Source organism: Mesorhizobium sp. WSM1343, assembly GCF_055901535.1.
The window spans coordinates 4,115,039-4,140,975 of record NZ_CM148370.1; the positions used below are offsets into that span (position 1 = coordinate 4,115,039).

Genomic DNA, 25,937 nt, shown 5'->3' on the forward strand with positions numbered 1-25,937 from the left:
GTCAGTCGCTGGTGACCATCATGGCTGAAATCTCGGCCTCGGCCGCCTTGGCGCCGTCGACCATGGCTTCACAAGCGAATTTGAGCAGGTTGCCGCGTTTCTTGATTTTCTTGACATAGATCTTCAACTGGTCGCCGGGAACCACCGGTTTGCGGAATTTGGCGTTGTCGATGGTCAGGAAATAGACCAGCGACGGCTTTTCGGTACCCAGGCTGCGGATACAGATGGCGCCGGCCGTCTGCGCCATCGCCTCGACGATGAGCACACCCGGCATGACCGGCTGCTCAGGGAAATGGCCCTGAAAATGCGGCTCGTTTATGGTCACGTTCTTGATGCCAACAGCGGATTCGTCGCCATCGATGTCGACGATACGATCGATCATCAGGAACGGATAGCGGTGCGGCAGGAGCTTCATCAGCCCCATGATGTCGACCGCCTCCAGCGTCGTCGACGCGATCATGTCAGCCATTGCCTCCCTCGCCCTGTTTGCGGGTCCTGGCGAGCTTGCGCAGCATGGCTATCTCCCGCATGGCTTCCGCCATCGGCTGTGCCGGATAGCCGCCCCAGATCTCGCCTGCAGGGACATTGCTCATAAATCCACTTCTGGCGGCAAGCTTGGCCCCTGTCCCTATGGTCAGGTGATCCGCAAGCCCCACGCCGCCGCCCATGGTGACATTGTCACCCACGACCACAGAACCCGAAATACCCGAAAGCCCGGCTATTATGCAATTGCGGCCGATGCGGACGTTATGGGCGATCTGCACGAGATTGTCGATCTTGGTGCCTTGGCCGATGATCGTATCGGACATGGCGCCGCGATCGACGGTGGTGTTGGAGCCGATCTCGACGTCGTCCTGGATAACGACACGGCCGATCTGCGGCACGCGTTCGGGACCCTTGGCCCCGCCGACGAAGCCAAAACCATCCTGGCCTATCCTGGCGCCGCCATGAATGATGACGCGATTGCCGATCAAGGCATACTGGATGCTGGCGCCCGGACCGACATAGCCGTCGCGGCCGATCTGGCAGGATTGTCCGATGACCGCATTTGGGGCGATGACAGTACCGCTGCCGATCGAAGCGCCTGGCCCGATAACCGCGCCGGCCTCGATGACGGCACCGGCTTCGACATGCGCGGTCGCATCGACATGAGCGTGCGGCGAGACGCCGGTTTCACTGGTCATCGGCCCTGGTGTCGCCGCCCTCGGAAACAGCAGACGCCCGATCAGCGCAAAGGCCTGTTGCGGGCGCGGATGAATGAGAACGGCAACGCTTGCCGGCGCCTTGCCGGCAAATTCCGCCGGGCACAGGACCGCGGCAGCCCGCAGCGACGGCATCAGCGCGGAATTACGCTTGCCGTCGACAAAGACGAGCGCATTCTCGCCGCCCTCGCTGGCCGGCGCGAGTGCTTCGATCGAAATATTGGAGTGGCCGGAATCGACAAGCACCGAGCCGGTCAGATTCGCGACTTCGCCCGCCGTATACCGGCGTGATGGCGCGAAGAACACCGGATCGGTCATTCCAGAAGCTATATCCAGCTAGGTCGGAACATTTCTCCCGGACCCTGAAGACCCGGGAGCATCGTTGGCCGCCGATCAGAAGCGGGTCGATATGCCGAAGTTGAATTCCTGCACGTCGTCGCGCGCTTCCTTCTTGACCGGGATCGCATAGTCGATACGGATCGGACCGAACGGCGACGCCCACATCAGACCAACGCCAACAGAGGCACGCAGCTGCATGTCCGTTGACTCTTGAGCAACGCTCGTAACCTTGCTGCCATAGAGAGTCGCCGCGTCAGCAAACACAGCACCGCGAAGGCCGAAGCTTTCCGGAACGACTGGCAGCGGGAACTGGGCTTCAGCAGAGGCATTGAAGTAGGTCGTGCCGCCGAGATGGTCACCCGTGAGAGGATCCACAGGCCCGATACCGCCATAGGCGAAACCACGGATCATGCGGTCCGTGCTCTGGAACTGATCGAAGATACGCAGGCCGTCACTGCCATAACCCTCGACATGACCGGCGCCGCCCGAAACAAGGCCGACAAGATCAAGCGACTCGGACAACGTCTGATAGACGCTGCCGCGCCCCGTGACCTTCACGAACTTGGCATCACCACCGAGGCCCGCGACCTCTACCGTCGTGGTGGCGTAGATGCCCTCGTGCGGGTTCTTCATGTCATCGATGGTATTATAGACCAGTCCCAGGCTGACCGACGATTTGATCCAGGGGCTTTGTTCGATGCCATCAAGGATTGCGGTTGAGATATCGCAGGTTCCGCTGGGATCTGAATCGGTGGGATTGCAGCCGTCGTCAACTTTATATTTTTCCTGCGAGATGTTGTACGCCAACTGGGTCGAGATGCTGTCGGTGATCGGCAGGCCGAAACGGATCGTCGCGCCCGTGGTATCGCTGTCATAGTTGTTGTTGTATTCCCGCGTCGACTTGAAGATGTCGAAACCGGCGGCGATGCGCCGTCCGAGGAAATAAGGCTCGGTGAAGGACAGGCTGTAGTCGCGTGAATTCTTGCCGCCGCCCGCAGACAGCTTGATGAACTGACCGCGGCCGAGGAAGTTGCGCTCGGTCACCGAGCCTTCGACCGACGGACCGGCCGTGTCGCCACCGGTCGAATAACCAGCGCCCACCGAGAACTCACCGGTCGATTTCTCGACCACATCGACCACCAGAACGACCTGGTCGGGCTGAGAGCCCGGCACGGTCGAGATGTCGACTTTCTCAAAATAATTCAGGTTTTCCAGGCGCTTTTTCGCGCGCTGGATGAGCACCTGGTTGAAGGCGTCGCCTTCGCTGACGTCGAACTCACGGCGAATGACATAGTCACGCGTGCGATCGTTGCCGCGGATCTCGATGCGCTCGATATAGGCCTTGGTGCCCTGGTCGATCGTATAGACCACCGAAATGGTGTGGTTCTCGAAATTGCGGTCGCCGCGCGGCGTGACCTGCGCGAAGGCATAGCCGGAACCGGCCACCTTCTCGGTCAGCGCGATGATGGAATCCTCGACGTTCTTGGCGTTGTAGACGTCACCCTTATGGGTCTCGATCACCGATTCCAGCGACTTGCCGTCGACTTCCGGGATCGTGCTCTCGACGCTGACATCGCCGAACGTGTAGCGGTCGCCTTCCTGGACGGTGATGGTGACCGTGTACTTGTTCGTCGCGCTGTCGAGCTCACCGACAGCGGACACGACCTGGAAATCGGCATAGCCGTGATTGTAGTAGAAGCGGCGCAGCAGCTCCTGGTCCGCGCGCAGCTTGTCGTCGTCGTAGACGTCGTCGCGCAGGATGAAGGAAACCCAGGACGAACGCTTGGTGTTGATGATATCCGACAGGCGGCGGCTGGAATAGGCGCTGTTGCCGACGAAATTGATCGCCGCGATCTGCGTGCGATCGCCTTCGGCAATGTTGAAGACCACATTCACGCGATTGTCGCCAAGCTGCATGACCTGCGTGGTCACGGTCACGTCGTCGCGACCAATGCGCTTGTAGGCAGCCTTGACCGATTCCACGTCGGCATCGAGCGTCGCCTGCGAGAACGTTCCGCGCGGCTTCAGCTGCACCGCCGCCGCGAGCGCATTGTCCTTGAGCTTCTTGTTGTTCTGGAACAGCACCTGGTTGACAACCTGGTACTCGGCAACCTTGACAACCAGCGTCGAGCCGACCTGGTTGATCTGCACATCCGAAAACAGCCCGGTGCCAAACAGTGCCTTGACCGCACCGTCGATATCGGAACTGGAGAAAGCCTTGCCCGGCTTGATGGTGATGTAATTACGGATGGTCTCAGCGTCGATACGCTGGTTGCCGCTTACTTCGACTCTGCTGACGACAGCGGCTTCAGCCGCCGATGTGGCAACGAACTGCACTGCGAGCGCGCCTGGCACGACCATGGCCGCGGACAGGGTCACCGCGGACGCGGCGCTTAGAAACTTGGATGCTGCCTTCATCGGGCTTAATAACCTTTTCTCGTAGTCCCCACGGCGAGAAAACCGGACGTGCGGTAATTTCCCCTACCGTATTAACCGGATTTTCCCTACACGCAAGGCTTCTGGTTAATTTGTATTTACTTAACCCTGCGGCGTGGCTTTCGCGTCACTCATATCCCCTTGCATGGTAAACGGCGTCTCAACATCGTCCATGCAGAAGCCAAATTTCTTCATGATTTCAGCACCCAAACAGATCGTTCCAAAAAACGAACCCCATGAAGCACAGCACCAGAAGCAACCCGGCCCGATAGGCCATTTCCATCATCCGTTCCGACACCGGACGGCGAATGACAGCCTCCACCCCGTAGAACAAGAGGTGACCGCCGTCGAGGGGGGGAATCGGCAAAAGGTTCAGAATTCCGATGCCAACGGATAGCAGTGCAACCAGCTGCACGAGCCATTCGAATCCCAGTTTCGCAGCCCTGCCCGCCATGTCGGCGATCTTCACCGGACCGCCCAGCTGACATTTGTCTTCGCGCCCGACAACAAAGCGCTGCAGGAACTGGCCGGTGCGCTGGATGACGTGACCGGTTTCCTCGACCGCTGCCGCGACAGCTCCAACAGGCGTGTAGGTGATGAGCCGTGGCTGGCCGAGTTCCTTGTTGTTGACGACACCGATTACAGCGACCTTGACCTTGTTGCCGAGCGCGTCTTCCTGTTCCATCAGCCGCGGTGCCGCGGTCACAGTGACCTCCCGGCCGTCGCGCAGCATGACGAAAGTGATTGCGTCGTCCGCACGGCCCGAGACCAGGCGTTGGACGTCGCCAAAGGTTTCGACCTTGTTGCCGTCGACGCTGACGAATCGGTCGCCGGGAAGGATGCCGGCCTTCGCCGCCGGGCTGTCGGCGGTCACCTCGGCCACCATGGGCTCGGCGACATAGCGGCCATAGGCGGTGAACAGCACGGAAAAGACAACGATCGTCAGCAGGAAATTGAACAGCGGTCCGGCCACCACCGTTGCCGCGCGCTTCCAGATCGGCTGCGTGTGGAAGGCGACCTTGCGCTCTTCCGCGGTCAGCGTTTCAATTTCTTCCGACGTCGGCTGGCTCGATGTGGCGTTCATGTCGCCGACGAATTTGACATAGCCGCCAAGCGGTATCGCACACAGTTTCCAGCGCGTGCCGTGGCTGTCGTTGAAGCCGAAGAGTTCCGGGCCGAAGCCGATCGAGAAGGCCCTGACGCCGATGCCGCACCAGCGCCCGACAAGGTAATGGCCCATTTCGTGGACGAACACGACCACGGTCAGCACGAAGAGGAATGGCACCAGCGTGCCGAGGACAAAGCCTTGTGTGCTGAAAAGCGCGTGAAGAATCTCGTTCAAGACAAACCCTCAAATTCTTCCACGGCGCAGACTGCGCCGTGACTGTGACACCAATCCGGGCGAATCCAAGGCGCATCGCGCAAAGGACCTGAAATGACACCACTCAAACGGGAAACAGACCCTGCGCCGGATGATCGGCGTTCGCCGAAATCCAGCCGATGACGTATAGGGCGAATGCGGCTGCGACAAGCCCATCGACACGATCCATGACGCCGCCATGGCCCGGGATGAGCGCGCCTGAGTCCTTGCGGCCATGGCGGCGCTTGACCCAGGATTCAAACAGGTCGCCTGCCTGCGAGACAATCGACAGCACGAGCGCCACCAGGCCGAGCAATGCCAGATTGCCGACACCGGCAGCTACGGCGAGGACCAGCCCGGCGACGACGCCGCCGAGCGCACCGCCGAGCGCGCCGCTGCGCGTCTTGCCGGGCGAGATAGAGGGCGCCAGTTTCGGCCCCCCAACGGCACGGCCAACGAAATAGGCAAGGATATCGGTGGCCCAGACGACCGCAAACAGGAACAGGATGGCAATGAGGCCCGAACGATCGCCATCGCGCAGCAAGGCGAGCGACAGGCCTGAAACCGCGGCATAGGCGAGGCCGCTCGCATCCCATTGTCCGGTCTTGCGAAGCGAGGCGGCTATCGCCGTTGCGGCAACAATGGCCGCCACAAGCGGTAGCAGCCAGGAGGCGGCCAGGCCGCCGATCAAGGCGCCAACGAAGACGACCAGCAATGCTTCCGGCAGGAAGCCCAGGCCCGTGACCCCGGTCGGGCGCGACATGCGGGTCCATTCATAGAAGATCGCCGCCGATATCACGGCGCACAGCAGCCGGAACGGCAGACCGCCGATCCAGGTCAAACCGAGAGTGATGATGGCGAGCACGATCGCCGAAACGACACGCAGCTGGAGATTGCTCATCCCGCGGCCGGTCGCGAAGCGACGTCCTGGCCTCCAAGTCCGCCGAAACGGCGTTCGCGGCCAGCAAACTCACGCAAGGCCTCGGCAAGGTGCTCGCGGCTGAAGTCGGGCCAGTAGCAAGGCAGGAAGACGAGCTCGCTATAGGCGGCCTGCCACAGGAGGAAATTCGACAGCCGAAGCTCGCCGCTGGTGCGAATGACCAGTTCCGGGTCGGGAATGCCTTGCGTATCAAGCGCAACGGCAAAGCTTTCGGCAGATATCGCCTCGGCGTCGAGTTCGCCACGCGCCACGGCCAAAGCGAGCTTTTGCGCCGTGCGAACGATCTCGTCGCGTCCGCCATAGTTGAAGGCGATCACCAGCGTCAGCGATTCGTTTGCGGCCGTCAGCGTTTCGGCCTCGTCGAGCAGTCCCCTGATATCGGGCTGCAGCCCTGCCCGGTCGCCGATGATTCTAACCCGCACACCGCTCTGGTGCAGTTCGGCAAGGTCACGGCGGATGAACATTTTCAGAAGGCCCATCAGGTCGCTGACCTCGGATTTCGGCCGCGACCAGTTCTCCGACGAGAAAGCGTAGACGGTCAGGTAGGAGATGCCGAGCCCGGGTGCTGCGCGCACCGTCTTGCGCAGCGCCTCGACGCCGGCACGATGGCCCGCAAGACGAGGCAAGCCGCGCGCCTTGGCCCAGCGTCCGTTTCCGTCCATGATGATCGCGACATGCGCGGGCGTTGCCATGTTCTCGCTTTCGGGTCAGCCGGAGGCCAAGACCCTAAACCTGCATGATTTCAGCTTCCTTATCGGAAAGCAGGTGGTCGATGGTGCTGATCGTCTCGTCGGTAAGTTTCTGAACCTGGTCCGAGCGCTTGCGCTGATCGTCCTCGCTGATGTCGCCGTCCTTCTCCGCCTTCTTCAGGAAGTCCATGCCGTCGCGGCGCACATGGCGCGCGGCGACCCGGGCGTTCTCGGCGTAGGTGTGCGAGATCTTGACCAGTTCCTTGCGTCGCTGTTCGTTGAGTTCGGGAAGCGGAATCCTGAGGTTGGTGCCGTCCACGATCGGGTTGAAACCCAGATTGGATTCGCGGATCGCGCGGTCGACCGCGCCGACCATCGACTTGTCCCATACCGATACCGAGATCATGCGCGGCTCCGGCACCGAGACGTTGGCGACCTGGTTGATCGGCATGGTGGTGCCATAGGCCTGCACCTGGATCGCATCGAGCAGATTGCTGGAGGCGCGACCGGTCCGCAGCGAAGCCAGATCATGCTTGAACGCGGCGATGGCCCCATCCATGCGCCGCTTGAGATCGTCGTACTCACCACTCATCTTTATCTCCTCGACCCGTCTAATGCGGGCTCACTGCTTCGGGGCCGTCTTCGAATCGGACCTTCGAAAACCGGTTTCCCTTCGGGCCAGGCCGCCGATCAATCGTCCGCGACGACCGTGCAGCGGCCGCCGCCCCTCAGAATATCGCCGAAACCACCTTTTTCGTGGATCGAATAGACGATTATCGGAATGTTGTTTTCGCGCGCAAGTGCAATCGCTGCAGTATCCATGATGGAAAGGCCGCGATTTATGACTTCGCCATGGCTGATGCGCTCGAAACGCGTCGCATTCGGGTCCTTCTTCGGGTCCGCCGAGTAGACGCCGTCGACCTGAGTACCCTTGAACAGTGCGTCGGCGCCAATTTCAGCCGCGCGGAGGGCGGCGGCCGAATCAGTGGTGAAGAACGGATTGCCGGTGCCGCCGGCGAAGATCACCACCTTGCCCTGGTTCATGTAGGCAGTCGCCTGGCGCTGCGAAAAGCTCTCGCAAAGTTCGGGCATGGCGATCGCCGAAAGCACCACGGCGTCGACGCCGATCTTGTTCAACGACGTGCGCAGCGCCAGCGAGTTGATCACCGTGGCAAGCATGCCCATGTGGTCGCCGGTGACACGGTCGCCGCCCTTGGAGGCAACCGCCACGCCGCGAAAGATGTTGCCGCCGCCGATGACGACGCCGACCTCGATGCCCAATGCACGCGCCTCGGCGATGTCGCCGGCGATGCGATCCACCACTGAAACGTCGATGCCGAAATGCTGCTCGCCCATCAATGCTTCGCCCGACGCTTTCAACAAGACACGTCGGTAGAGGGGCTTCACCGTCATCTGGGCCTCTTCATTTGCATGTGGCGCGCTCCGGTGGCTACCCTCGCGCAGGCGCCGCCTCGAAACAATGGCGTTCCGATACACGAAGGGCGCCGCGATGTCACGCGGCGCCCAAACGGCAAATTCGCCGGTTTCCTGTCCCATCAATCAATTGGTGGACACGCTGGCCGACTCTCCTTCGATAAGCACCGGTGACACGTAGTTGGAGGGCTTGTCGCCGGTTGTCGCGCCGCCGGTGACGCGCGCCTGTATCTGCGCGCCGAAATAGGAATAGGGAAACGGCGCTGGAGTTCTGCTGACCCTCTCCAGCCGGTCGCGATGCGCTTTCGGAATCTCGAAATCCAGCGCGCCAAGATTGTCCTGCATTTGGCTGAGCGTCGTCGCACCGAGAATGACGGTCGCGATCCCCGGCTGCGTCGCTACCCAGTTGAGCGCGACCTGAGGCATGCTGCGGCCGATCTCGGATGCGACCTTCTCGAGTTCGGCCACGATAGCCCAGTTGCGTTGCGTGAACTTTTGGAACCCCGGATGCGTCGAGTTGCGAAATCCGTCGAGCCGGCCCGCGGTTCCGGCCTGAGCCGGCCGATACTTACCGCTCAGCAGTCCGCTGGCCAGCGGGCTCCACACCATGATGCCGGCGCCATGGCGCGTGCCGAATGGCACGAACTCATTCTCGATCGCGCGTTCGGCCAATGAATATTCGAGCTGTAGCGCCGAAACCGGCTCATATCCGCGCAATTCGGCGATCGCCTGTGCGCGGCCCGCATACCAGGCGGGCACATCCGAAAGACCGACATGGCGCACCTTGCCCATCCGAACCAGGTCGTCCAGCGTGCGCATGACCTCCTCGGCCGGGGTCAGCCTGTCCCAGACATGCATGAGATAGAGATCGATATAGTCGGTCCCCAACCGTTTCAGCGAAGCATCGACGGCCCGCATGATGTTCTTGCGGCCATTGCCGCCGGCATTCGGATTGCCGGGCTGCATGTTCATGGTGAACTTGCTGGCGATCACCGCCATGTCGCGCAAGCCGCGCTCGGCGATGAATTCGCCAAGCCAGGCTTCGGCCGTGCCGTCTGTGTAGAGATCCGCCGTGTCGAAGAAATTGCCGCCCGCCTCGACATAGGCGTCGAACATCGCCCGCGCCGTTTCCCTGTCGGCTCCCCAGCCCCATTCCGTGCCGAAAGTCATCGTGCCCAGCGCCAGCCGCTGACCCTGAGGCCGCTGTTGCCAAGAGTGTAGTAGGTCATGGTCATAATCGTCTTCCAATGCTTGGTGATAGATGCCCGAGCGTCACTGGCCCGGAGTGGTCTTGACCCAGGGATTGCCGCGCTCGTGTGTCATGCGGAACGCAAAGCCATCGACCTTCCAGCCATCCGCATAACGCGTCAGGTGATGCTCATAGGTGCCCCAGACCTCCCAAAGCGGGTCGCCATTGCCTTCCATCCGGTTCCAGGCATAGCCGTTCGACAGGACAGTCGCCGTGTCCCCTTCGAGAACGACCTGGTGATTGGTGCGCAGATGCAGGCTTGTCTTGCTGCCCTTGAGGTTGGCCGCCCAGGCGCCAATCAGGTCGTCGGAAGCGATGTTGGCCGCCGGCTGTCCGGAAAGGCTGCTGAAATCGGCAGTGGCCCGATCCGCGAAATAGCTGCGTGCAAGCTTCCAGTCCTGGGCGTCGACGGCCCGGTCGATTGCATCGGCAATGCGAATGACCGCGCGTTCGTCTGCGAGCGCCCGCCAGTCTGATGGCTCCGCCCCGCCGGCGTCCATCGGCGCCAACGCCATGCCTGCCGCGAAAGTTACGCGCTTCAACGCATTCATGTTCTTTCTCCTCGATGCCATCAGCCCATCGCCGACGTGCGGCCGGCAATGTGGACCGCTCGGCCGACATCGATAAGATTGCATTGTTCGCATGGACCATGCGATATCATGCATGAATGGACCGGGACCTGCTCACCCACTTGCCTGTGATCGTCGCCGTGGCCCGACGCGGCGGCTTTGCGCTTGCCGCCGCCGAACTCGGCATGAGCCCTTCGGCAGTCAGCCATGCGGTGCGCATTGTCGAAGAGCGGATCGGCCAGCCTTTGTTCGCACGGACGACGCGCAGCGTTTCGCTCACCGAGGCCGGCAAGGCGCTGGTGGAAACGGCGGCTCCGGCCCTCCAGGATATTGCCGAGCGGATGGACCGTATCCGCAGCGTCAAAGGCAGGCCGTCTGGCCTGCTCAGGATCAACGCCTCCAACATCGCCATACCATTGGCGGTGACGCCGGTGGTCGCCGCGATGGCCGAGCGCTATCCGGAGGTTACCGTCGAGGTCTTCGCTGACCAGGGTCTGGTTGATATCGTCGGCGAAGGCTTCGATGCCGGCATCCGGCTTGGCGAGATGATCGCCCAGGACATGGTCGCGGTCCGGCTGACGCCGCCGTTCTCCGTCGTCATCGTGGCCTCGCCCGCTTATGTCGGACGGCACGGCCGTCCCAGCAGCGTTGCCGATTTGGCGAACCACAATTGTATTGGCTACCGGCTCGTCCGCTCCGGTGCGCTCTATCGCTGGGATCTGATCGAGGATGGCAAGGACATCGCCATGGAGACGCGGGGCAGCGTTGTCGTGACGGATTCGCTCGCAGCAATCGATCTTGCGCTTGCAGGCGTCGGGCTTGCCTATGTCTTCGAGCCGCTGGCGCGCGCCGATCTTGCCGCGGGCCGCCTGGTCCAGGTGCTGCCGCAGACGGCGATCGAGGAACCGGGGCTATTCCTCTATTTCCCGCGCCGGGCGTCAATGGCGCCGAAGCTCAGGGCCTTTATCGACACCGCACAAGAAATCGGCCGGGCATCCTTGCGGACACCCGGCCGAGTTGCCTGAGCTGAGAAGCCCCTTCAGGGGCTATTTGTAAGGATTATTTCTTCACCGCAGCCGCGACTTCCGCCGCGAAATCGGTCTCTTCCTTTTCAATGCCTTCGCCGAGCGCAAAGCGCAGATAGGCGGAAATCTTGGCCGGAGCGCCGATTTCCTTCTCGGCATCCTTCAGTGCCTGCTCGACAGTGATGTCGGGATTGAGCACGAAGGCCTGCTTCAGGAGCACGACTTCCTCATAGAACTTGCGTAGGCGGCCTTCGACCATCTTTTCGATGATCGCTTCCGGCTTGCCGGACTGGCGCGCCTGATCGGCGAAGATCGCCTTCTCGCGCTCGACCGCAGCCGGATCGATCTGCTCGGCCGTCAGCGCCAGCGGGTTGGTGGCGGCGACATGCATGGCAACCTGGCGGCCAAAGGCATTGGCGGCATGCTCATTGCCCGTGGTCTCGATCGCGACCAGAACGCCGAGCTTGCCAAGACCATCGGCAACTGCGTTGTGGACGTAGGTGGCGACAGCACCGTGCGGGACGGTGAGCTTGGCCGAGCGGCGGAAGCCCATGTTTTCGCCGATGGTGCCGACAGCGTCCTTGATGGTGTCGGCAACCGACTTGTCGGAACCTGGATACTTTGCGGCGGCCACAGCTTCCGTCGTGCCGTAGGCCAGCGCAACCTTGGCAACATTGGCGACGATTTCCTGAAACGCGGCGTTGCGGGCAACGAAGTCGGTCTCGGAATTGACCTCGACGACGGCAGCCTCGCGCACGCCGTTGTCGACGCCGATCAGGCCCTCAGCCGCGGTGCGGCCAGCCTTCTTGTCAGCCTTGGAGATACCCTTCTTGCGCAGCCAGTCGACGGCCTCTTCCATGTTGCCGTTGGTCTCGGTCAACGCCGCCTTGCAATCCATCATGCCCGCGCCGGTCAAGTCGCGGAGTTCTTTGACCTGTGCAGCCGAAATGCTCATTGTCGCCTCTTTGTTTTAAATGCACCGACGCACCATCGGTATTCGATGGTGCGTCTGTTTAGCGTGCCAGAATATGAGAAAGATGAAGGCCGCAACCGGCCTTCGATTATCAAGCTTCCGGAGCGTCTGCAGCCGGGGCCGGAGCCGGGTCGAGCGCCGGTTCGACGGGAGCTTCGATCGAAGCGCCGATGTCGACGCCGAGCGCGCCCTGCTGACGGGCAATGCCGTCGATCGCAGCCTTGGCGATCAGATCGCAATAGAGCTGGATGGCGCGGGCCGCGTCGTCATTGCCGGGGATCGGGAAGTCGATCTTGTCCGGATCGCAGTTCGAATCGATGATGGCGACGACCGGAATGCCGAGGCGCTTGGCCTCGAGGATGGCGATCGCTTCCTTGTTGGTGTCGATCACGAACATCAGGTCGGGCGTCGAGCCCATGTCCTTGATGCCGCCCAGCGCCTTGTCGAGCTTCTCGCGCTCGCGGTCGAGGTTCAGGCGTTCCTTCTTGGTCAACCCTTGCGCCTCGCCGGCCAGCATCTCGTCGAGCTTGCGCAGGCGCTGGATCGAATTCGAGATCGTCTTCCAGTTGGTCAGCATGCCACCGAGCCAACGCGAGTTGACATAGTACTGGGCCGAACGCTGTGCCGCATCGGCGACGATGTCGGACGCCTGGCGCTTGGTGCCGACGAACAGCACGCGGCCGCCCTTGGCGACAGTGTCGGAAACCTGCTTCAGCGCCTGGTGCAGCAAAGGCACCGTCTGCGAGAGGTCGATGATGTGGATGTTGTTGCGGGCGCCATAGATGTAGGGCGCCATTTTCGGGTTCCAGCGATGGGTCTGGTGGCCGAAGTGAATGCCAGCTTCCAAAAGCTGGCGCATGCTGAAATCAGGCAGTGCCATTCAAAGTTCCTTTCCGGTTAGCCTCCACGGACACAGGCATTTTTGGACTTTGTCCTCGAACGCCACCGGAGGTTTCAGCCGGATTTCTCCCGGGCAGACACCAAAGTCCGTGTGTGGAATGAGCGCGCATATAGAGGGGATGCGCGATAAACGCAAGTGCCGCGGGACCTGTGTGCGGCGTGCGACGATCCGCGCGCTGCCGTCAGCGCTTTATCTTGCCGTTCGGCACCCGCACCCGCCGGAAGACCGCGACGATCTCCTCGCGGCTGCATTCGATGGCGCCGAGCCGCACCGCACGGTCACGCTCGAAGCCGGTTATGTCATAATGCGGCGCCGATGTCTTGGGCGGCCCCTGGTAGGATGAGCGCTTGACGCCAAGATGCGCGGCAAAGCGATGCAACTCGTCGGTGTCGTCGGCCAACAGATGGCACCAGCGATGGCCGGCCCAGTTCCAGATCGCTGCGTCGACATAGGCTGCCATAAAGCTTGCTGTCTGCCTTCCATCCGTCACGACAGTCGGCCACATGGCCCGGCTGATGTCAGTGACGATAGAATGGATTCGGATAGAAAATGAAGCCGCCATTGACTGCAAGCTCGGCGACGATGTTGGTGACTGTATCCTGCATGCGACGGTGCAGATCGGCAACCGCATCGTCGATCGAGCCCGTATGCTCATGCAAGCCCAGTGCCTCCGGCACCCGGATGTGGGCGCAACGCGGCCCGGCCGGCTGCGGAACGAACCGGTTCATCGTGTCGCGCAGCCCGCCCCGACAATAGTCGTTGCGGATCCGCTTCAGATGTTCGGCGATCTCCTCCTGGCTAATGCGCGGATTGGCGCAGGCCCAGGGTCCGACGCGTTGCAGCCTCTGAACCCTATCGACGAGCGCGCGGACCTGCCTTTGCCGTTCGGCATCGCCAGTGTTTTCGCGCTGCCAGCGACGCGCCCGCCGCAGAAGCTCGGTGATGTCGGCGACATCAATGTCGGCTGAGATGCTTTTGCCGAGCTGGCGGTTGAGCTCGGTGACCAAAACCCTCTGACGCTGGGCATAGGAAGCGCCTTGGTCGAACGGCATGCCGCTGGCAGCTTCATCGCGGGCCAGCAGTGTCGAATAGACATGGTGAATGCGCTGCGGCAGCGTGTCGGTCGCCTGGCGTTCTATTTTGAGGTTTTTCTCGACATAGGCGCATTCCCTCGCCAGTGCCGCTTCGACGTTGCCGGTGAAGGCAAGCTTCCAGACGACGGGCGCGATCCAGACCTTGAAATTGGGATCCGTGGCCCGACCGCGCTTGAGGGCTTCCCGTCCCATCTCGACGGCACCCGGCAGCAAAGGCGCAACGACATTGGCATGCCAGCCGACGCCGCCTTCGGGATGCAGCAGCACGCCATGGCCTTTCAGGGCCCAGGCGATCGAGTGTTCCTTCGCTGCCCCGCTGTTGCCGGGTATCTGGGCGATCAGATTGTTGGCAAGCCAGAACTTCTGCATCAGCCGGCCAAGGCCGTTGACGACACCATTGGTCGCCCATGAGGCCGTGAGCGGGCTGACCTGCGACACGATTTCCTTGTCGATCATCCAGTCGGTGAAGAACTCGGGATGATTGGGCGTGATGAAGGTCGCCTTCCCTGCCCCGCAACTGGCCTTCAGCCGCTCAAGATCGGCGTCGGGAAAGTCGATATGGCGGACATTTGAGACGCCGCGCAGACCGGCCAGGCGATTGAACGGCAACAGATCCCGAAACCGGGGAATGCCGCGCAGCATGACGATCCGGTTGACGGATGTCATGGCCCTGATCAGTGCCGGGTTGGGCCGCGGCGCGACGAACGTATCGATCCTGCTCAAGCTGATCCCCCTCGCGCCTGGACGCTGGGAAGCAGGTTGGGAGACGATTGCGGCACGTTCAAGTCGTTCGTTACGACCACGCCGTGCCGTGGCAAACGGGCACTATTTGGCGGGACAAGGTTTTGTCTGGTCGAACAGCGACAGGTTGACCAGCTTGCCGGTCATCGAGAAGTCGCCATAGTCCATGACGAGATCGCGGGTGATGCCGTTCTCATGCAGCTTGAAGCTGATACGGTATTCCGGAACCTCTTCGCCGGTCTTGTTGGTGTCGTCGAAATAGGCGATGTCGACCGGCCAGTATTTGTCGGTGGCGAGCTTTGCCAGTGCCGAAGCTTCCGGGTCGGCCTTGTCGGCATCGGTTTTCTTGCCGACAACGACGGTGGTGGTCATCACCTTGTTGGCGTCTTCGGAACCGTCGAACAGGTTGGTTTCGTAAAAATTCTCGCCTTTTTCGGCCTTGCCGATCAATTCGACCAAATGCTGGGTCGGGAATTGGGTTGTCGCGAGCTCGACGCTGTTCTTTTCAGGCTTGTCGATGTCGACCTTCAGGCCCTTGGTTTCTTTCGTGGCGATGCCCTTGACCTCCTTGTCGAGATTCTGGTCGACGAAGGACTTTGTCACGAACGAAAAGGTCTTGCCCTCGGCATCCTCGAAAGTGGTCGTCTGCTGGTCGGTCAACCTAGTGTTGTCGGCGGTGACGATCTGGGTGACGAAACGGAATTTCACCGTATAGCCTTCACAGGCCGAGCCATTGAACTCATAGACCATGCGGCCGGATATGCCCGTGATGCCGGACTGATCGGAAGCCTTTTTCAGGGTAAGATCGTAAACGGCGCGGTGGGCTTGCAGCGCCGGCGCCGCGAAGACAGGACCTATCGAGAATATCCCCGACAACAGGACGGCATGGAATGCGAGGCGCGTTGCGCGCATGAGGTACTCCGATCGTCGCGACTGATGGCAGGCCGCAGGGAAAGATGGTCCAGCTTAAAAAAAGTCGTGGCGGAAGCGAGGCAAAAATAGCAATTTCGGCCCGGCCGGCGCGGCGTCACCAAGCAATAGGGAAATACCATGAGTGAAACAATCGAAAAGCGGCTAAGCGATCTGGGCGTGACGCTTCCCGTCGCCGCCGCGCCCGCCGCCAACTACGTGCCCTATTGCAGGACCGGCAATTTGCTGTTCACTGCCGGGCAATTGCCGCTCAAGGACGGCAAGCTGCAGGCGAGCGGGCTGCTCGGCCGCGACGTCGACACGGCAGGCGGCAAGGACGCGGCAAAATACTGCGCGATCAACATCCTGGCGCAGGCCAAGGCAGCACTCGGCGACCTCGAGAAGATCAGCCGTCTGGTGAAGATCACCGTTTTCGTCGCCTCGTCACCCGAGTTCGTCGAGCAGCATCTGGTTGCCAACGGCGCCTCCGATTTCCTGGTCGCCGCCCTTGGCGAGCGCGGCAAGCATGCACGCTCCGCCGTCGGCACGGCCTGCCTGCCGCTTAATGCCGCAGTGGAAATCGAAGCCATCTTCGAAGTCGCATGAGCCAGGGTACAGATATGACCGACCTATCCTGGCTGACCGCCCGGCCCGTTGCCCACCGCGGCTTCCACGACATGAACAAGACGCGCTGGGAAAACACGCTGTCGGCCTTCGCCGCAGCCGCCGAACGCGGCTACGCCATCGAATGCGACGTGCACCTGTCGTCCGACCGCGTTCCCGTCATCATCCATGACGGCGATCTCAAGCGCCTGACCGGCCAGGATGGTTTCGTCTGGCAGCGTACCGCAGCTGAACTCGCGGCGCTCAGGGTCGGTGGCACGGCGGACCATGTGCCGACGCTGCAGGAAGCGCTCGACCTGGTCGATGGCCGCGTGCCACTGGTCGTCGAGCTGAAAGGCACGCCCGGCTATGACGAAGGCCTGGTGGCAAGCGTCGGCAAGATGCTCAAGCGCTACAAGGGCAAGGCGGCGATCATGTCGTTCGACCATTGGCTGGTCCGCGATTTTCCGAAGGACGCGCCGGGTATCCCAGGGGGTCTCACCGCCTACGGCAAGGACGTCGGGTTGATCGAGGCGCATTTCGCCATGCTGGCGCATGAGATCGCCTTCACCTCCTACGCCGCCGGCGACCTGCCAAACCCATTTGTCAGCTTCGTGCGTGAAAGGCTGAAAATGCCTGTTATCACCTGGACGGTGCATGACCAGCCGGCGGTCGACCTGACCTTCAGATATGCCGATCAGATGACGTTCGAAGGGTTCGAACCCGATCTGGTCAAAGTCGCCTGAGTGTCTGAAACGTGACTTGCACCAGGCCGGACGGAGCTTAAATAAGCCTCATGGATCAGGGCGACGAGGGTGACGGACAAACGGCCAATGCGGACTATTCGATCCGCGTCGCCGCCGGCATCGGCGCCTTCACCTGTGATGAATGGAATGGCTTTGCGGGAACTGCGCGCGGCGATTTAGAAACCAGCTACAATCCTTTGGTTTCATTCGCTTTCCTGAGCGCCCTTGAGGATTCCGGATGCGCCGTGCGCCGCACTGGTTGGCAGGGCCACCATCTCAGGCTGGAGGATGGGCGGGGCAGATTGCTGGGCGCGGTGCCCTGTTATCTCAAATCGCACAGCCAGGGCGAATATGTGTTCGACCATGGCTGGTCGGATGCGTTCGAACGCGCCGGTGGCCGCTACTATCCCAAACTGCAAAGTGCCGTGCCGTTCTCCCCGGTCACCGGCCCTCGCCTGCTGGTCACCAGGGGCGAGGACAGTGCCAAGGTGAAGGCCGGTCTCGCGGCGGGCCTGAAGGCGGTGACCCAAAAGCTCGGTGTCTCTTCCGCACATGTCACCTTCGCGCAAGAGAGCGATGTGGAGGTGCTGGAAGCAGCCGGTTTCCTGCACCGCACCGACCAGCAATTCCATTTCTTCAACGAAGGCTTTTCAACCTATGACGACTTCCTCGCCACCCTTGCCTCGCGCAAGCGAAAGGCGATGAAAAAGGAAAGGCGCGAAGCGCTTGCCCCAGGCATCTCAATCGACCGGCTGACCGGCAAGGACCTCACGGAGAAAGCCTGGGACGATTTCTTCGCCTTCTACATGGACACCGGCAGTCGCAAATGGGGCCGGCCCTATCTCAATCGTCAATTCTTCTCGATGATCGGCGAGCGCATGGCCGACGACATCCTCCTGGTGATGGCTAGGCGCAACGGGCGCTATATCGCCGGCGCGATCAATTTCATCGGTTCGGATGCACTTTATGGCCGCAACTGGGGCTGCATCGAGGACCATCCCTTCCTGCATTTCGAGGTCTGCTATCACCAGGCGATCGACTTCGCCATCGAGCGCAAGCTCAAGGTGGTCGAGGCGGGAGCGCAGGGCGAGCACAAGCTGGCGCGCGGCTACCGGCCGGTGACCATGCATTCCGCGCACTACATTGCGCACCCAGGCCTGCGCAACGCCGTCGCCGACTATCTTCGGCGCGAACGGCAGGAGGTGGAGCGGATGAGCGAATATCTGGAAGAGCATACCCCGTTCCGCAAGGATCTCGAGGAGTAGCCCCGGTTGGCCGGCTGGGGGGGCGACGATTATCTTGCCGAATTTCGACGCCTTCGCTACACGAAGGCACAATCCGGAGCGTTCGCCATGACCGAGGCCGCCTACGATACCGACAACATTTTCGCCAAGATCCTGCGCGGCGAAATTCCCTCGCACCGTGTCTACGAGGATGACGCGGTCATCGCCTTCATGGATGTGATGCCGCAGGGGCTCGGCCATACGCTGGTGGTGCCGAAAGCGCCGTCGCGCAACCTTCTCGATGCCGATCCGTCAATTTTCGGCCATCTCTTGAGCGCCGTTCAGAAAGTGGCGCTGGCGGTGAAAAAGGCCTTCGGCGCCGATGGCGTCACCGTCATGCAGTTCAATGAGCCGGCCTCGGGGCAGACCGTCTATCATCTGCATGTGCATGTCATTCCGCGCTTCGACGGCATCCCGCTGAAGCCGCACACGGGCGAGATGGAGAAGCCGGAGATTCTGGTCGGGAACGCCGAAAAGATACGGACTGCACTCAAAAATTGAGAGCGGGAGGTCCGCCAATGATGTGGTGGACCTGGTCGAGAATATCGGACTAACAAGCGCCGTTCAGTCCAGAAGCCGATTCTAATGCCCGGCCGTGCCCAGTGCCGACTCAACCGTTTGCAACTCTAATCGTCTGATTAGGAAATATCGAACCATCTCACGGTAAAATGCTAACGCGTGGCGAGCTGTGGGGCTTCAAAACCATGGAACATTCGGTTGCGGCATCGGCCCCACTGGCGGGGGCAATTGTCGAGCGTGCTTTTCTTGGCATCTTGGCGGATGCCTTTTGGCGACACCGGCTGCTGCACGCTATGGCTGCCGCTGCGCTGCTTCTGGCAAGCGCAGTCGGGTGGCACACTGGAAACATGCCGGATTTCGGCGTTCTGGAGGAATACGCTGAGTATCTTTTCATCGCCTTCTGGATTTGCGGCTCAGCCTTTGCACTTGGGACGCTTTTCCATCTTGCGCTGGTCCAGCGGGATACCGAACCGCTGCACACCTTCCTCAAGTCACTGGGTAGATTCTTTGGCGACGCCGAACGCATTGCCAACAGCCTGAATGGCCTGGGTGCGGGTCTTGCCTTCATATCCGCGATCGGTGTGTTGAAGGGAGCCATTGCAATCCTCTCTCCGTTTGCATGGGACAAGGCATTGGCTCAGGCCGACCGCATCCTGCATTTCGGTCGAGCCCCGCACGAATGGTTGTGGTTTATCGTCCAGTCGCCGCTTGCATTGAAGATCATCAACATCGCTTACAATTTCTGGTTCGTCGTGCTCATTACCGCGGCTTTCACCGTGTGCATCACACACAAGGATACGAAGCTGCGTCACCAGTTCCTGATGAGCTTCATGACGGTGTGGACCCTGGGTGGCTTCTTCCTCGCGATGGGCCTGTCGTCGGCTGGCCCTTGCTTTTACGAGCGATTGGGGTTCGGCAACGACTTTCACGCCCTCATGCAAGCACTCGCCACCGCCGATCGCATCTATCCAATCTGGGCGCTCAACACGCAGGATATGCTGTGGGGTGGCTACACCGGCGCAACTACCGGCAGCGTCGGTATATCCGCCTTCCCGTCCCTGCACGTTGCGATGGCGGTGCTGTTCGCTCTCTATGCAACGCGGCGGTCTCGGCTGACCGGTGTTGTGATGTGGTTATTCGCGGGCGTCATTATGGTCGGATCCGTCGTGCTTGGCTGGCACTATGCCGTGGATGGCTATGCGGGCGCATCCCTGATGGTCGCGATCTGGAAGGCGTGCGGATATTTGCTGACCCGTTTCGAGTCGGACAGCGCGGCCGCTGAAATCGAGAGCTCCACCATGCAATCGCCGGCCCTTTGCGGGATGTAAATTCGCCGATCTGGACGAACTCGCCTGCGGCGGCATGCCGGTCAAAACGACTCAAGGGCGGCGCTGGATGGGTTGGACAATTTCCGAAACGCTGTTGGATACGGTCCTTGCCGAAGCTGCTCTGCGAGCGTGTCCGCGCATTGCCCAGGGCTCAGGAGCGACGTGTCGACTTCCAGATCGTACACGCCGGGCCGGTGCACCTCTTCCTGCCACAGGCGCGCCACCGGGCCGCAATCCCATCTCGGGTCGATAGCGCGGCGGCATGGCCTGATCGCAAACGTCGACACCGAGATTGATCCAGACGCCATCGAAGCACTCCTGAACAGCCTTGGCGATGCTTGTTTTTCGATCGCGGCGCACCGTTCAGGATGATGATCTGGCCGATTATGCCTACCCTCGCTCCAATAAAAAAGCCCCGTCTCCGGGGCTTTCTTGACCTTCGTAAGGTTCAGTTCTTTCGGGGCAGTTGTGGCACCAGGCTGCGCTTGCCGCCGTCCTTGCCCTTGGCTTCGGGCTTCTGCGCCACCAGCTTCTTGGCCGCCGGCTTTTTCACCACGGCCTTTCTGGACTTCGGCGTTTCTTCCGGCTCTTCCTTCTTCGGCTTCACCGGCGCCTCGTCGGCCAGCGATTCGAGCTTCAGGCCGGTCTCGCCGGTTTCCTTCTTCTCGACGGTGACGCGCACCGTGCCGCCCTTCTTGAGCTTGCCGAACAGCACCTCGTCGGCCAATGGCTTCTTGATGTGCTCCTGGATCACACGACCGAGCGGCCGCGCCCCCATGCGCTCATCATAGCCCTTGTCGGCGAGCCAGGCGATCGCGTCCGCCGACAGGTCGAAGGTGACGCCACGCTCGGAAAGCTGGGCCTCGAGCTGCATGACGAACTTCTGCACCACCTGATGGATAACCGGCACCGGCAGCGAGCCGAACGGGATGATCGCATCGAGACGGTTACGGAACTCCGGCGTGAACAGCCGGTTGATCGCCTCGACATCGTCGCCTTCGCGCTTGGTCGAGCCGAAGCCGATCGCTGCGCGCTGCGCATCCGACGCACCCGCATTGGTGGTCATGATCAGGATCACATTGCGGAAGTCGATCTGCTTGCCGTTGTGGTCGGTCAGCTTGCCATGATCCATAACCTGCAACAGGATGTTGAACAGGTCCGGATGCGCCTTCTCGACCTCGTCCAGCAACAGCACGCAATGCGGATGCTGGTCGACGCCGTCCGTCAGAAGACCGCCCTGGTCGAAGCCGACATAGCCCGGAGGAGCACCGATCAGCCGCGACACGGTGTGGCGTTCCATATATTCCGACATGTCGAAGCGGATCAGCTCCACGCCGAGCGACGCGGCCAACTGCTTTGCCACTTCGGTCTTGCCGACGCCGGTCGGGCCGGAGAACAGATAGGAGCCGATCGGCTTCTCCGGTTCGCGCAGGCCGGCACGCGCCAGCTTGATCGCCGAGGTCAGTGCGGTGATCGCAGTGTCCTGGCCATAGACGACTCGCTTCAGCTCGATATCGAGGCCCTGCAGCACCTTCTCGTCGTCGGCCGAAACCGTCTTCGGCGGGATGCGGGCCATGGTGGCGATCGTCGCCTCGATCTCCTTGATGCCGATAGTCTTCTTGCGCTTGGCTTCCGGCACCAGCATCTGCGAGGCGCCGGTCTCGTCGATCACGTCGATCGCCTTGTCCGGCAGCTTGCGGTCGTTGATGTAGCGTGCCGACAGTTCCACCGAGGCCTTGATCGCCTCGTTGGTGAACTTCACCTTGTGGAACTCCTCATAATAGGGCTTGAGGCCCTTCATGATCTCGATCGCGTCCTCGATGGTCGGCTCGTTGACGTCGATCTTCTGGAAGCGCCGCACCAAGGCACGGTCCTTCTCGAAGAACTGGCGGAATTCCTTGTAAGTGGTCGAGCCGATGCAGCGGATCGCACCCGACGACAGCGCCGGCTTCAACAGGTTGGACGCATCCATGGCGCCGCCTGAAGTCGCCCCTGCCCCGATCACCGTGTGGATCTCGTCGATGAACAGCACGGCGCCAGGATAATCCTCGAGCTCCTTGACGACCTGCTTCAGCCGTTCCTCGAAATCACCGCGATAGCGCGTGCCGGCGAGCAGCGTGCCCATGTCGAGCGCGAAGATGGTGGCATTGTGCAGCACTTCGGGAACGTCGCCCTCGACGATGCGCTTGGCCAGGCCCTCGGCGATCGCCGTCTTGCCGACGCCGGGGTCACCGACGTAGAGCGGGTTGTTCTTGGAGCGGCGGCACAGCACCTGGATGGTGCGGTTGATCTCGGACTCGCGGCCGATCAGCGGGTCGATCTTGCCGGCCTTGGCCTTGTTGTTGAGGTTGACGCAATAAGCCGTCAGCGCGTCCTGCTGCTGCTTCTTCTTGCCGCCTTCCTCTTGCGGCTCGGCGCCGTTCTGGCCGCCCTGCTCGTCGTCGGCGCCGCGCGGCGAGCGTGTCTCCGACGCGCCCGGACGCTTGGCAATGCCGTGCGAGATGTAGTTGACCGCATCGTAGCGGGTCATCTGCTGTTCCTGCAGGAAATAAGCGGCATGGCTCTCGCGCTCGGCGAAGATGGCGACGAGCACGTTGGCGCCCGAAACCTCCTCGCGGCCAGAAGACTGCACATGGATCACCGCACGCTGGATGACGCGCTGGAAACCGGCCGTCGGCTTGGAGTCCTCGTCGTAGCCGGTGACGAGGTTGTCCAGCTCGGTGTCGATATAGGTGAGAACCGTATGCTTGAGCTCATCGAGATCGACATTGCAGGCGCGCATGACGGCGGCCGCCTCGGTGTCGTCGATGAGCGCGAGCAGCAGATGTTCTAGGGTTGCATATTCATGGTGCCGCTCATTGGCGAGCGTCAGCGCCTGGTGAAGCGCCTTTTCCAGGCCTTGGGAGAAAGCCGGCATGTTACCTCACTTCTTCTCCATCACGCATTGCAGCGGATGCTGATTCTGTCGGGCGAAATCCATGACCTGGGACACTTTGGTCTCGGCCACCTCGAATGTATAGACCCCGCACTCGCCCACTCCATGATTGTGAACATGAAGCATGATGCGTGTGGCGGCTTCGCGATCCTTCTGGAAAAAACGCTCCAGCACGTGAACCACGAACTCCATCGGAGTGTAGTCGTCGTTGAGGATGAGGACCCGATAAAGGCTGGGCTTCTTGGTCTTGGTTCTGGTGCGCGTGATGACGGCCGTCCCACGGCCGGCCCCATTGCCGTTACCGTCGCCGTCTTGCATTCGCACCACGCGTCTCGTGGCAGTCAAACCGATCGTCACGTATTCCTGCCTCTTTCGATTCCCCATGCGAGTTCGACATGTAGGTGTTCGATGTACGATTTTAAGCCCTTCTGGTTAGCTGACAATATGGCTAGGTCACCAAACTTGGACGATTTTCGCAATCGTGAAGGGGCGCGAGGCTCTGGAACGGAAATTGACACGAAAAAGCCCGGCCACGTTTCCACGGCCGGGCTTTTTCTCGGGTCAAAAGGCTGAACCTGGGTCACGTCAGGCGAAATCAGTTCGCCCGGGCGAAATTACTTCGCCTTGGCAACGATCGATTCGAATGGCTTGTAGGCTTCCTTGGCGAGTTCGGCATAGAGATCGCCAATCTTGGTGGCCTCGGCGACGAAAGCCTCATAGGACTGCTTGGCATAGTCCGACTGGATCTCGATGGCCTTTTCCAGCGACTTGGCTGAAAACAGCTTCTCCACAGTGGCGCTGCCGGTTTCAAAACTCTTCTTGGTGTATTCACCAGCCTCGGTGGCAATCGCCTGTGCGCCCTTGGAGAGCGACGCGAAGCTCTTCAATCCGGTGTCGGCGAACTCTTTGCCGTATTTGCTGAAGTCCTCATAGGTCTGGGTCATTTCACGATTCCCTTGACGGTTGAGGCGTCCTTCTTCGGGGGCGCCCTTGTGCAATGCAAGATAATATATTGTGCGCCGCACAAAAGTCAAGATTTCGCGGGCTCGCGGACCCGCCTGCGCAGCCAATGGCTAAAAATCGAATAAAGAGAGCTTCAAGCACGAAGAAAATGGTGAACGCGGCGGTTACCATAAACGGATTGGTAACGCTGCGCCGGTAGCTTGGCCGGAAGCGAGGCAGGACCCTTTGCCGCCTCCAACGCAACGAAGAAATCCAAGGGAAGTACCAGTGCGTAAGGCGTTGTTGGGCATCGTTTCCAAATCCACCTCCCCTCTCAAAACGATGATGATCATCGCCTTGGCGATGACATTCGTTTTTGGAGACGTTGCCTCGTCGCTGGCGGCCAAGCAGGCGGCCATCGTCGTGGATGCCAAGACTGGCAAGGTGCTTTACTCCGCAGATGCCAACGGCAGGCGCTATCCAGCTTCGCTGACCAAGATGATGACGCTGTACCTGACCTTCGAAGCGATGGCGAAGGGCAAGATCAGCAGGAATACGCCAGTGGTGTTTTCCGCCAAGGCCTCCGCCGAGGCGCCGACGAAACTTGGCGTGAAGCCGGGCGGTTCGGTCACGGTCGAGACCGCGATCCTGTCGATCGTCACCAAGTCGGCGAATGACTCGGCCACCGCGCTCGGCGAAATGCTCGGCGGCAATGAAACCACTTTTGCCCGCATGATGACCGCCAAGGCGCGTGCGCTGGGCATGAACGGCACCGTGTTCCGCAACGCCAATGGCCTGCCAGACCCTGGCCAGTTCACCACCGCGCGCGATATGGCGACGCTCGGCATCGCGCTGCGCGAGCATTTTCCGCAATATTACGGCTATTTCTCGCAGCGCTCCTTCCTCTACGGGCGTCAGCGCATCAACGGTCACAATCGCCTGCTCGGACGCATCAAGGGTGTCGACGGCATCAAGACGGGCTACACCCGCGCCTCCGGCTTCAACCTCGTCTCGTCGGTTTCCGACGGCAATCGCCGCATCGTCGGCGTGGTCATGGGCGGCAGTTCCGGCCGCAGCCGCGACAATCAGATGGCCAGCTTGATCAACACCTATCTGCCGAGGGCATCGACTCGCGGCGGTGGCGATCTGGTGGCCAAGGCCGGCGGCAACAACCCGGTCACCGCCCTCGCCCAGGTTCTCCTGCCCAAGCATGACGCTCCGACGCCCGATGACAAGCCTGTTGTGGCGCAGGACGACGCCACCGTCGCCGAGGACGCCACGGTCGCGGAAGACGATACCCCGCAGGCCGAAGAAGCAGCCCCCGTCGTCAAGACCAGAAAGGTCAAGACCGTCATCGTTTCAGCCCCCCAGGTCGCGACGGCCCAGGTCGTCGCTGCCTATGCCGAGCCAACGCCAGCGGCCGTCGACCCGGTCAACACGGCGTCGGTGCCGTCGGGCTGGGCCATTCAGGTCGCCTCGTCGCCAAAGCAGTCCGAGGCACAGGCCTTCCTCGACAAGACCACCAAGCAGGCGCCCAAGGTGCTGGCCGACGCCTCCGGCTTCACCGTCGCCTTCGACAAGGACGGCGTCACCTACTATCGCGCCCGCTTCGGCGGCTTCGGTTCGAAGACCGCCGCCTGGAAGGCCTGCACCGCTTTGAAGAAGAAGAACATCGAGTGCTACGCCGTCCAGCAGTAGGACGGCGTGGAAATCATCTCCC

The 25,937-nt window shown here is 61.3% G+C and carries 25 protein-coding genes and 2 pseudogenes; 7 read left to right on the plus strand and 20 right to left on the minus strand.

Annotated elements, in window-relative coordinates; translation table 11 throughout:
• Position 1 precedes the first annotated feature (1 nt).
• The 10 genes and pseudogenes from fabZ to AC0NIL_RS20130 all read right to left on the minus strand — a co-directional run bounded on the left by fabZ (position 2) and on the right by AC0NIL_RS20130 (position 10,200).
• Complete coding sequence (fabZ, locus tag AC0NIL_RS20085; RefSeq protein WP_027036657.1) at positions 2-469, minus strand: 3-hydroxyacyl-ACP dehydratase FabZ; 468 nt, start codon at positions 467-469, stop codon at positions 2-4.
• Positions 462-1,520 carry a UDP-3-O-(3-hydroxymyristoyl)glucosamine N-acyltransferase gene (lpxD, locus tag AC0NIL_RS20090; RefSeq protein ID WP_013531754.1) on the minus strand — a complete coding sequence of 353 codons (1,059 nt, stop codon included), beginning with the start codon at positions 1,518-1,520 and terminating at the stop codon, positions 462-464. The genes fabZ and lpxD overlap by 8 nt, the downstream gene beginning before the upstream one ends.
• 75 nt (positions 1,521-1,595) lie before the next feature.
• The gene (gene bamA, locus AC0NIL_RS20095; protein ID WP_224672826.1) at positions 1,596-3,959 is read right to left on the minus strand and encodes an outer membrane protein assembly factor BamA; all 2,364 of its coding nucleotides are present in this window, start codon (positions 3,957-3,959) and stop codon (positions 1,596-1,598) included.
• 217 nt (positions 3,960-4,176) lie between these two features.
• Complete coding sequence (gene rseP, locus AC0NIL_RS20100) at positions 4,177-5,319, minus strand: RIP metalloprotease RseP (RefSeq protein WP_024503348.1); 1,143 nt, start codon at positions 5,317-5,319, stop codon at positions 4,177-4,179.
• A gap of 103 nt (positions 5,320-5,422) precedes the next feature.
• Positions 5,423-6,238 carry a phosphatidate cytidylyltransferase gene (locus AC0NIL_RS20105; RefSeq protein WP_013531757.1) on the minus strand — a complete coding sequence of 272 codons (816 nt, stop codon included), beginning with the start codon at positions 6,236-6,238 and terminating at the stop codon, positions 5,423-5,425.
• Positions 6,235-6,969, minus strand: coding sequence for an isoprenyl transferase (locus AC0NIL_RS20110; RefSeq protein ID WP_013531758.1), 735 nt, complete (start codon positions 6,967-6,969; stop codon positions 6,235-6,237). Before AC0NIL_RS20110 ends, AC0NIL_RS20105 begins: the two co-directional genes overlap by 4 nt.
• A gap of 34 nt (positions 6,970-7,003) precedes the next feature.
• A complete protein-coding gene (frr, locus tag AC0NIL_RS20115; protein ID WP_013531759.1) occupies positions 7,004-7,558 on the minus strand; it encodes a ribosome recycling factor in 555 nt (184 codons plus the stop codon).
• Positions 7,559-7,656: 98 nt separating this feature from the next.
• Positions 7,657-8,379, minus strand: a complete 723-nt coding sequence (gene pyrH / locus AC0NIL_RS20120) for a UMP kinase (protein WP_013531760.1) — start codon at positions 8,377-8,379, stop codon at positions 7,657-7,659.
• Between the two features lie 147 nt (positions 8,380-8,526).
• Positions 8,527-9,635 (minus strand): annotated as a pseudogene (locus AC0NIL_RS20125) (aldo/keto reductase).
• A 37-nt stretch (positions 9,636-9,672) separates the two neighbouring features.
• Complete coding sequence (locus AC0NIL_RS20130) at positions 9,673-10,200, minus strand: nuclear transport factor 2 family protein (protein ID WP_224672827.1); 528 nt, start codon at positions 10,198-10,200, stop codon at positions 9,673-9,675.
• Positions 10,201-10,316: 116 nt separating this feature from the next.
• Here AC0NIL_RS20130 and AC0NIL_RS20135 point away from each other — a divergent pair, with 116 nt between their 5' ends.
• Positions 10,317-11,243, plus strand: coding sequence for a LysR family transcriptional regulator (locus tag AC0NIL_RS20135; protein ID WP_224619222.1), 927 nt, complete (start codon positions 10,317-10,319; stop codon positions 11,241-11,243).
• A gap of 34 nt (positions 11,244-11,277) precedes the next feature.
• Here AC0NIL_RS20135 and tsf read toward each other — a convergent pair whose 3' ends face one another.
• The 5 genes from tsf to AC0NIL_RS20160 form a co-directional block, all read right to left on the minus strand.
• Positions 11,278-12,198: a translation elongation factor Ts gene (gene tsf, locus AC0NIL_RS20140; RefSeq protein WP_013531764.1), complete on the minus strand. Its 921-nt coding sequence runs from the start codon at positions 12,196-12,198 to the stop codon at positions 11,278-11,280.
• Positions 12,199-12,307: 109 nt separating this feature from the next.
• A complete protein-coding gene (gene rpsB / locus AC0NIL_RS20145) occupies positions 12,308-13,096 on the minus strand; it encodes a 30S ribosomal protein S2 (protein ID WP_013531765.1) in 789 nt (262 codons plus the stop codon).
• Between the two features lie 202 nt (positions 13,097-13,298).
• Positions 13,299-13,577, minus strand: coding sequence for a DUF4031 domain-containing protein (locus tag AC0NIL_RS20150; protein WP_013531766.1), 279 nt, complete (start codon positions 13,575-13,577; stop codon positions 13,299-13,301).
• Positions 13,578-13,635: 58 nt separating this feature from the next.
• Complete coding sequence (locus tag AC0NIL_RS20155; protein ID WP_473573350.1) at positions 13,636-14,934, minus strand: lysophospholipid acyltransferase family protein; 1,299 nt, start codon at positions 14,932-14,934, stop codon at positions 13,636-13,638.
• Between the two features lie 102 nt (positions 14,935-15,036).
• Entirely contained in the window at positions 15,037-15,864 is an 828-nt protein-coding gene (locus AC0NIL_RS20160; protein WP_013531768.1) for a cell envelope integrity EipB family protein, read from the minus strand.
• Positions 15,865-16,002: 138 nt separating this feature from the next.
• Here AC0NIL_RS20160 and AC0NIL_RS20165 point away from each other — a divergent pair, with 138 nt between their 5' ends.
• The 5 genes from AC0NIL_RS20165 to AC0NIL_RS20185 all read left to right on the plus strand — a co-directional run bounded on the left by AC0NIL_RS20165 (position 16,003) and on the right by AC0NIL_RS20185 (position 20,340).
• Complete coding sequence (locus tag AC0NIL_RS20165) at positions 16,003-16,467, plus strand: RidA family protein (RefSeq protein WP_024503354.1); 465 nt, start codon at positions 16,003-16,005, stop codon at positions 16,465-16,467.
• Positions 16,468-16,481: 14 nt separating this feature from the next.
• Positions 16,482-17,210 (plus strand): glycerophosphodiester phosphodiesterase, encoded by a 729-nt coding sequence (locus AC0NIL_RS20170; protein WP_024503355.1) that lies wholly within the window; start codon positions 16,482-16,484, stop codon positions 17,208-17,210.
• A gap of 50 nt (positions 17,211-17,260) precedes the next feature.
• Positions 17,261-18,475 carry a GNAT family N-acetyltransferase gene (locus AC0NIL_RS20175; protein ID WP_013531771.1) on the plus strand — a complete coding sequence of 405 codons (1,215 nt, stop codon included), beginning with the start codon at positions 17,261-17,263 and terminating at the stop codon, positions 18,473-18,475.
• 87 nt (positions 18,476-18,562) lie between these two features.
• Complete coding sequence (locus AC0NIL_RS20180; RefSeq protein WP_027161550.1) at positions 18,563-18,994, plus strand: HIT family protein; 432 nt, start codon at positions 18,563-18,565, stop codon at positions 18,992-18,994.
• A 203-nt stretch (positions 18,995-19,197) separates the two neighbouring features.
• Positions 19,198-20,340 (plus strand): phosphatase PAP2 family protein, encoded by a 1,143-nt coding sequence (locus AC0NIL_RS20185; protein WP_275953075.1) that lies wholly within the window; start codon positions 19,198-19,200, stop codon positions 20,338-20,340.
• Positions 20,341-20,381: 41 nt separating this feature from the next.
• On the opposite strand, the gene AC0NIL_RS20190 is transcribed toward AC0NIL_RS20185, so the two are convergent.
• The 5 genes and pseudogenes from AC0NIL_RS20190 to AC0NIL_RS20210 all read right to left on the minus strand — a co-directional run bounded on the left by AC0NIL_RS20190 (position 20,382) and on the right by AC0NIL_RS20210 (position 24,219).
• Entirely contained in the window at positions 20,382-20,627 is a 246-nt protein-coding gene (locus tag AC0NIL_RS20190; RefSeq protein ID WP_474048023.1) for a phosphotransferase-like protein, read from the minus strand.
• Positions 20,560-20,728, minus strand: a pseudogene (locus AC0NIL_RS20195) (phosphotransferase-like protein); the annotation flags it as partial. The pseudogene AC0NIL_RS20195 and the gene AC0NIL_RS20190, both read right to left, overlap by 68 nt.
• A 60-nt stretch (positions 20,729-20,788) precedes the next feature.
• Complete coding sequence (clpA, locus tag AC0NIL_RS20200) at positions 20,789-23,257, minus strand: ATP-dependent Clp protease ATP-binding subunit ClpA (RefSeq protein WP_013531774.1); 2,469 nt, start codon at positions 23,255-23,257, stop codon at positions 20,789-20,791.
• A 6-nt stretch (positions 23,258-23,263) separates the two neighbouring features.
• Positions 23,264-23,593: an ATP-dependent Clp protease adapter ClpS gene (gene clpS, locus AC0NIL_RS20205; RefSeq protein ID WP_275953076.1), complete on the minus strand. Its 330-nt coding sequence runs from the start codon at positions 23,591-23,593 to the stop codon at positions 23,264-23,266.
• A gap of 296 nt (positions 23,594-23,889) precedes the next feature.
• Positions 23,890-24,219 carry a phasin family protein gene (locus AC0NIL_RS20210; RefSeq protein ID WP_013531776.1) on the minus strand — a complete coding sequence of 110 codons (330 nt, stop codon included), beginning with the start codon at positions 24,217-24,219 and terminating at the stop codon, positions 23,890-23,892.
• Positions 24,220-24,505: 286 nt separating this feature from the next.
• Between AC0NIL_RS20210 and AC0NIL_RS20215 the strand changes: the two genes are divergently transcribed.
• Positions 24,506-25,915: a D-alanyl-D-alanine carboxypeptidase gene (locus AC0NIL_RS20215; protein WP_013531777.1), complete on the plus strand. Its 1,410-nt coding sequence runs from the start codon at positions 24,506-24,508 to the stop codon at positions 25,913-25,915.
• Positions 25,916-25,937 lie beyond the last annotated feature (22 nt).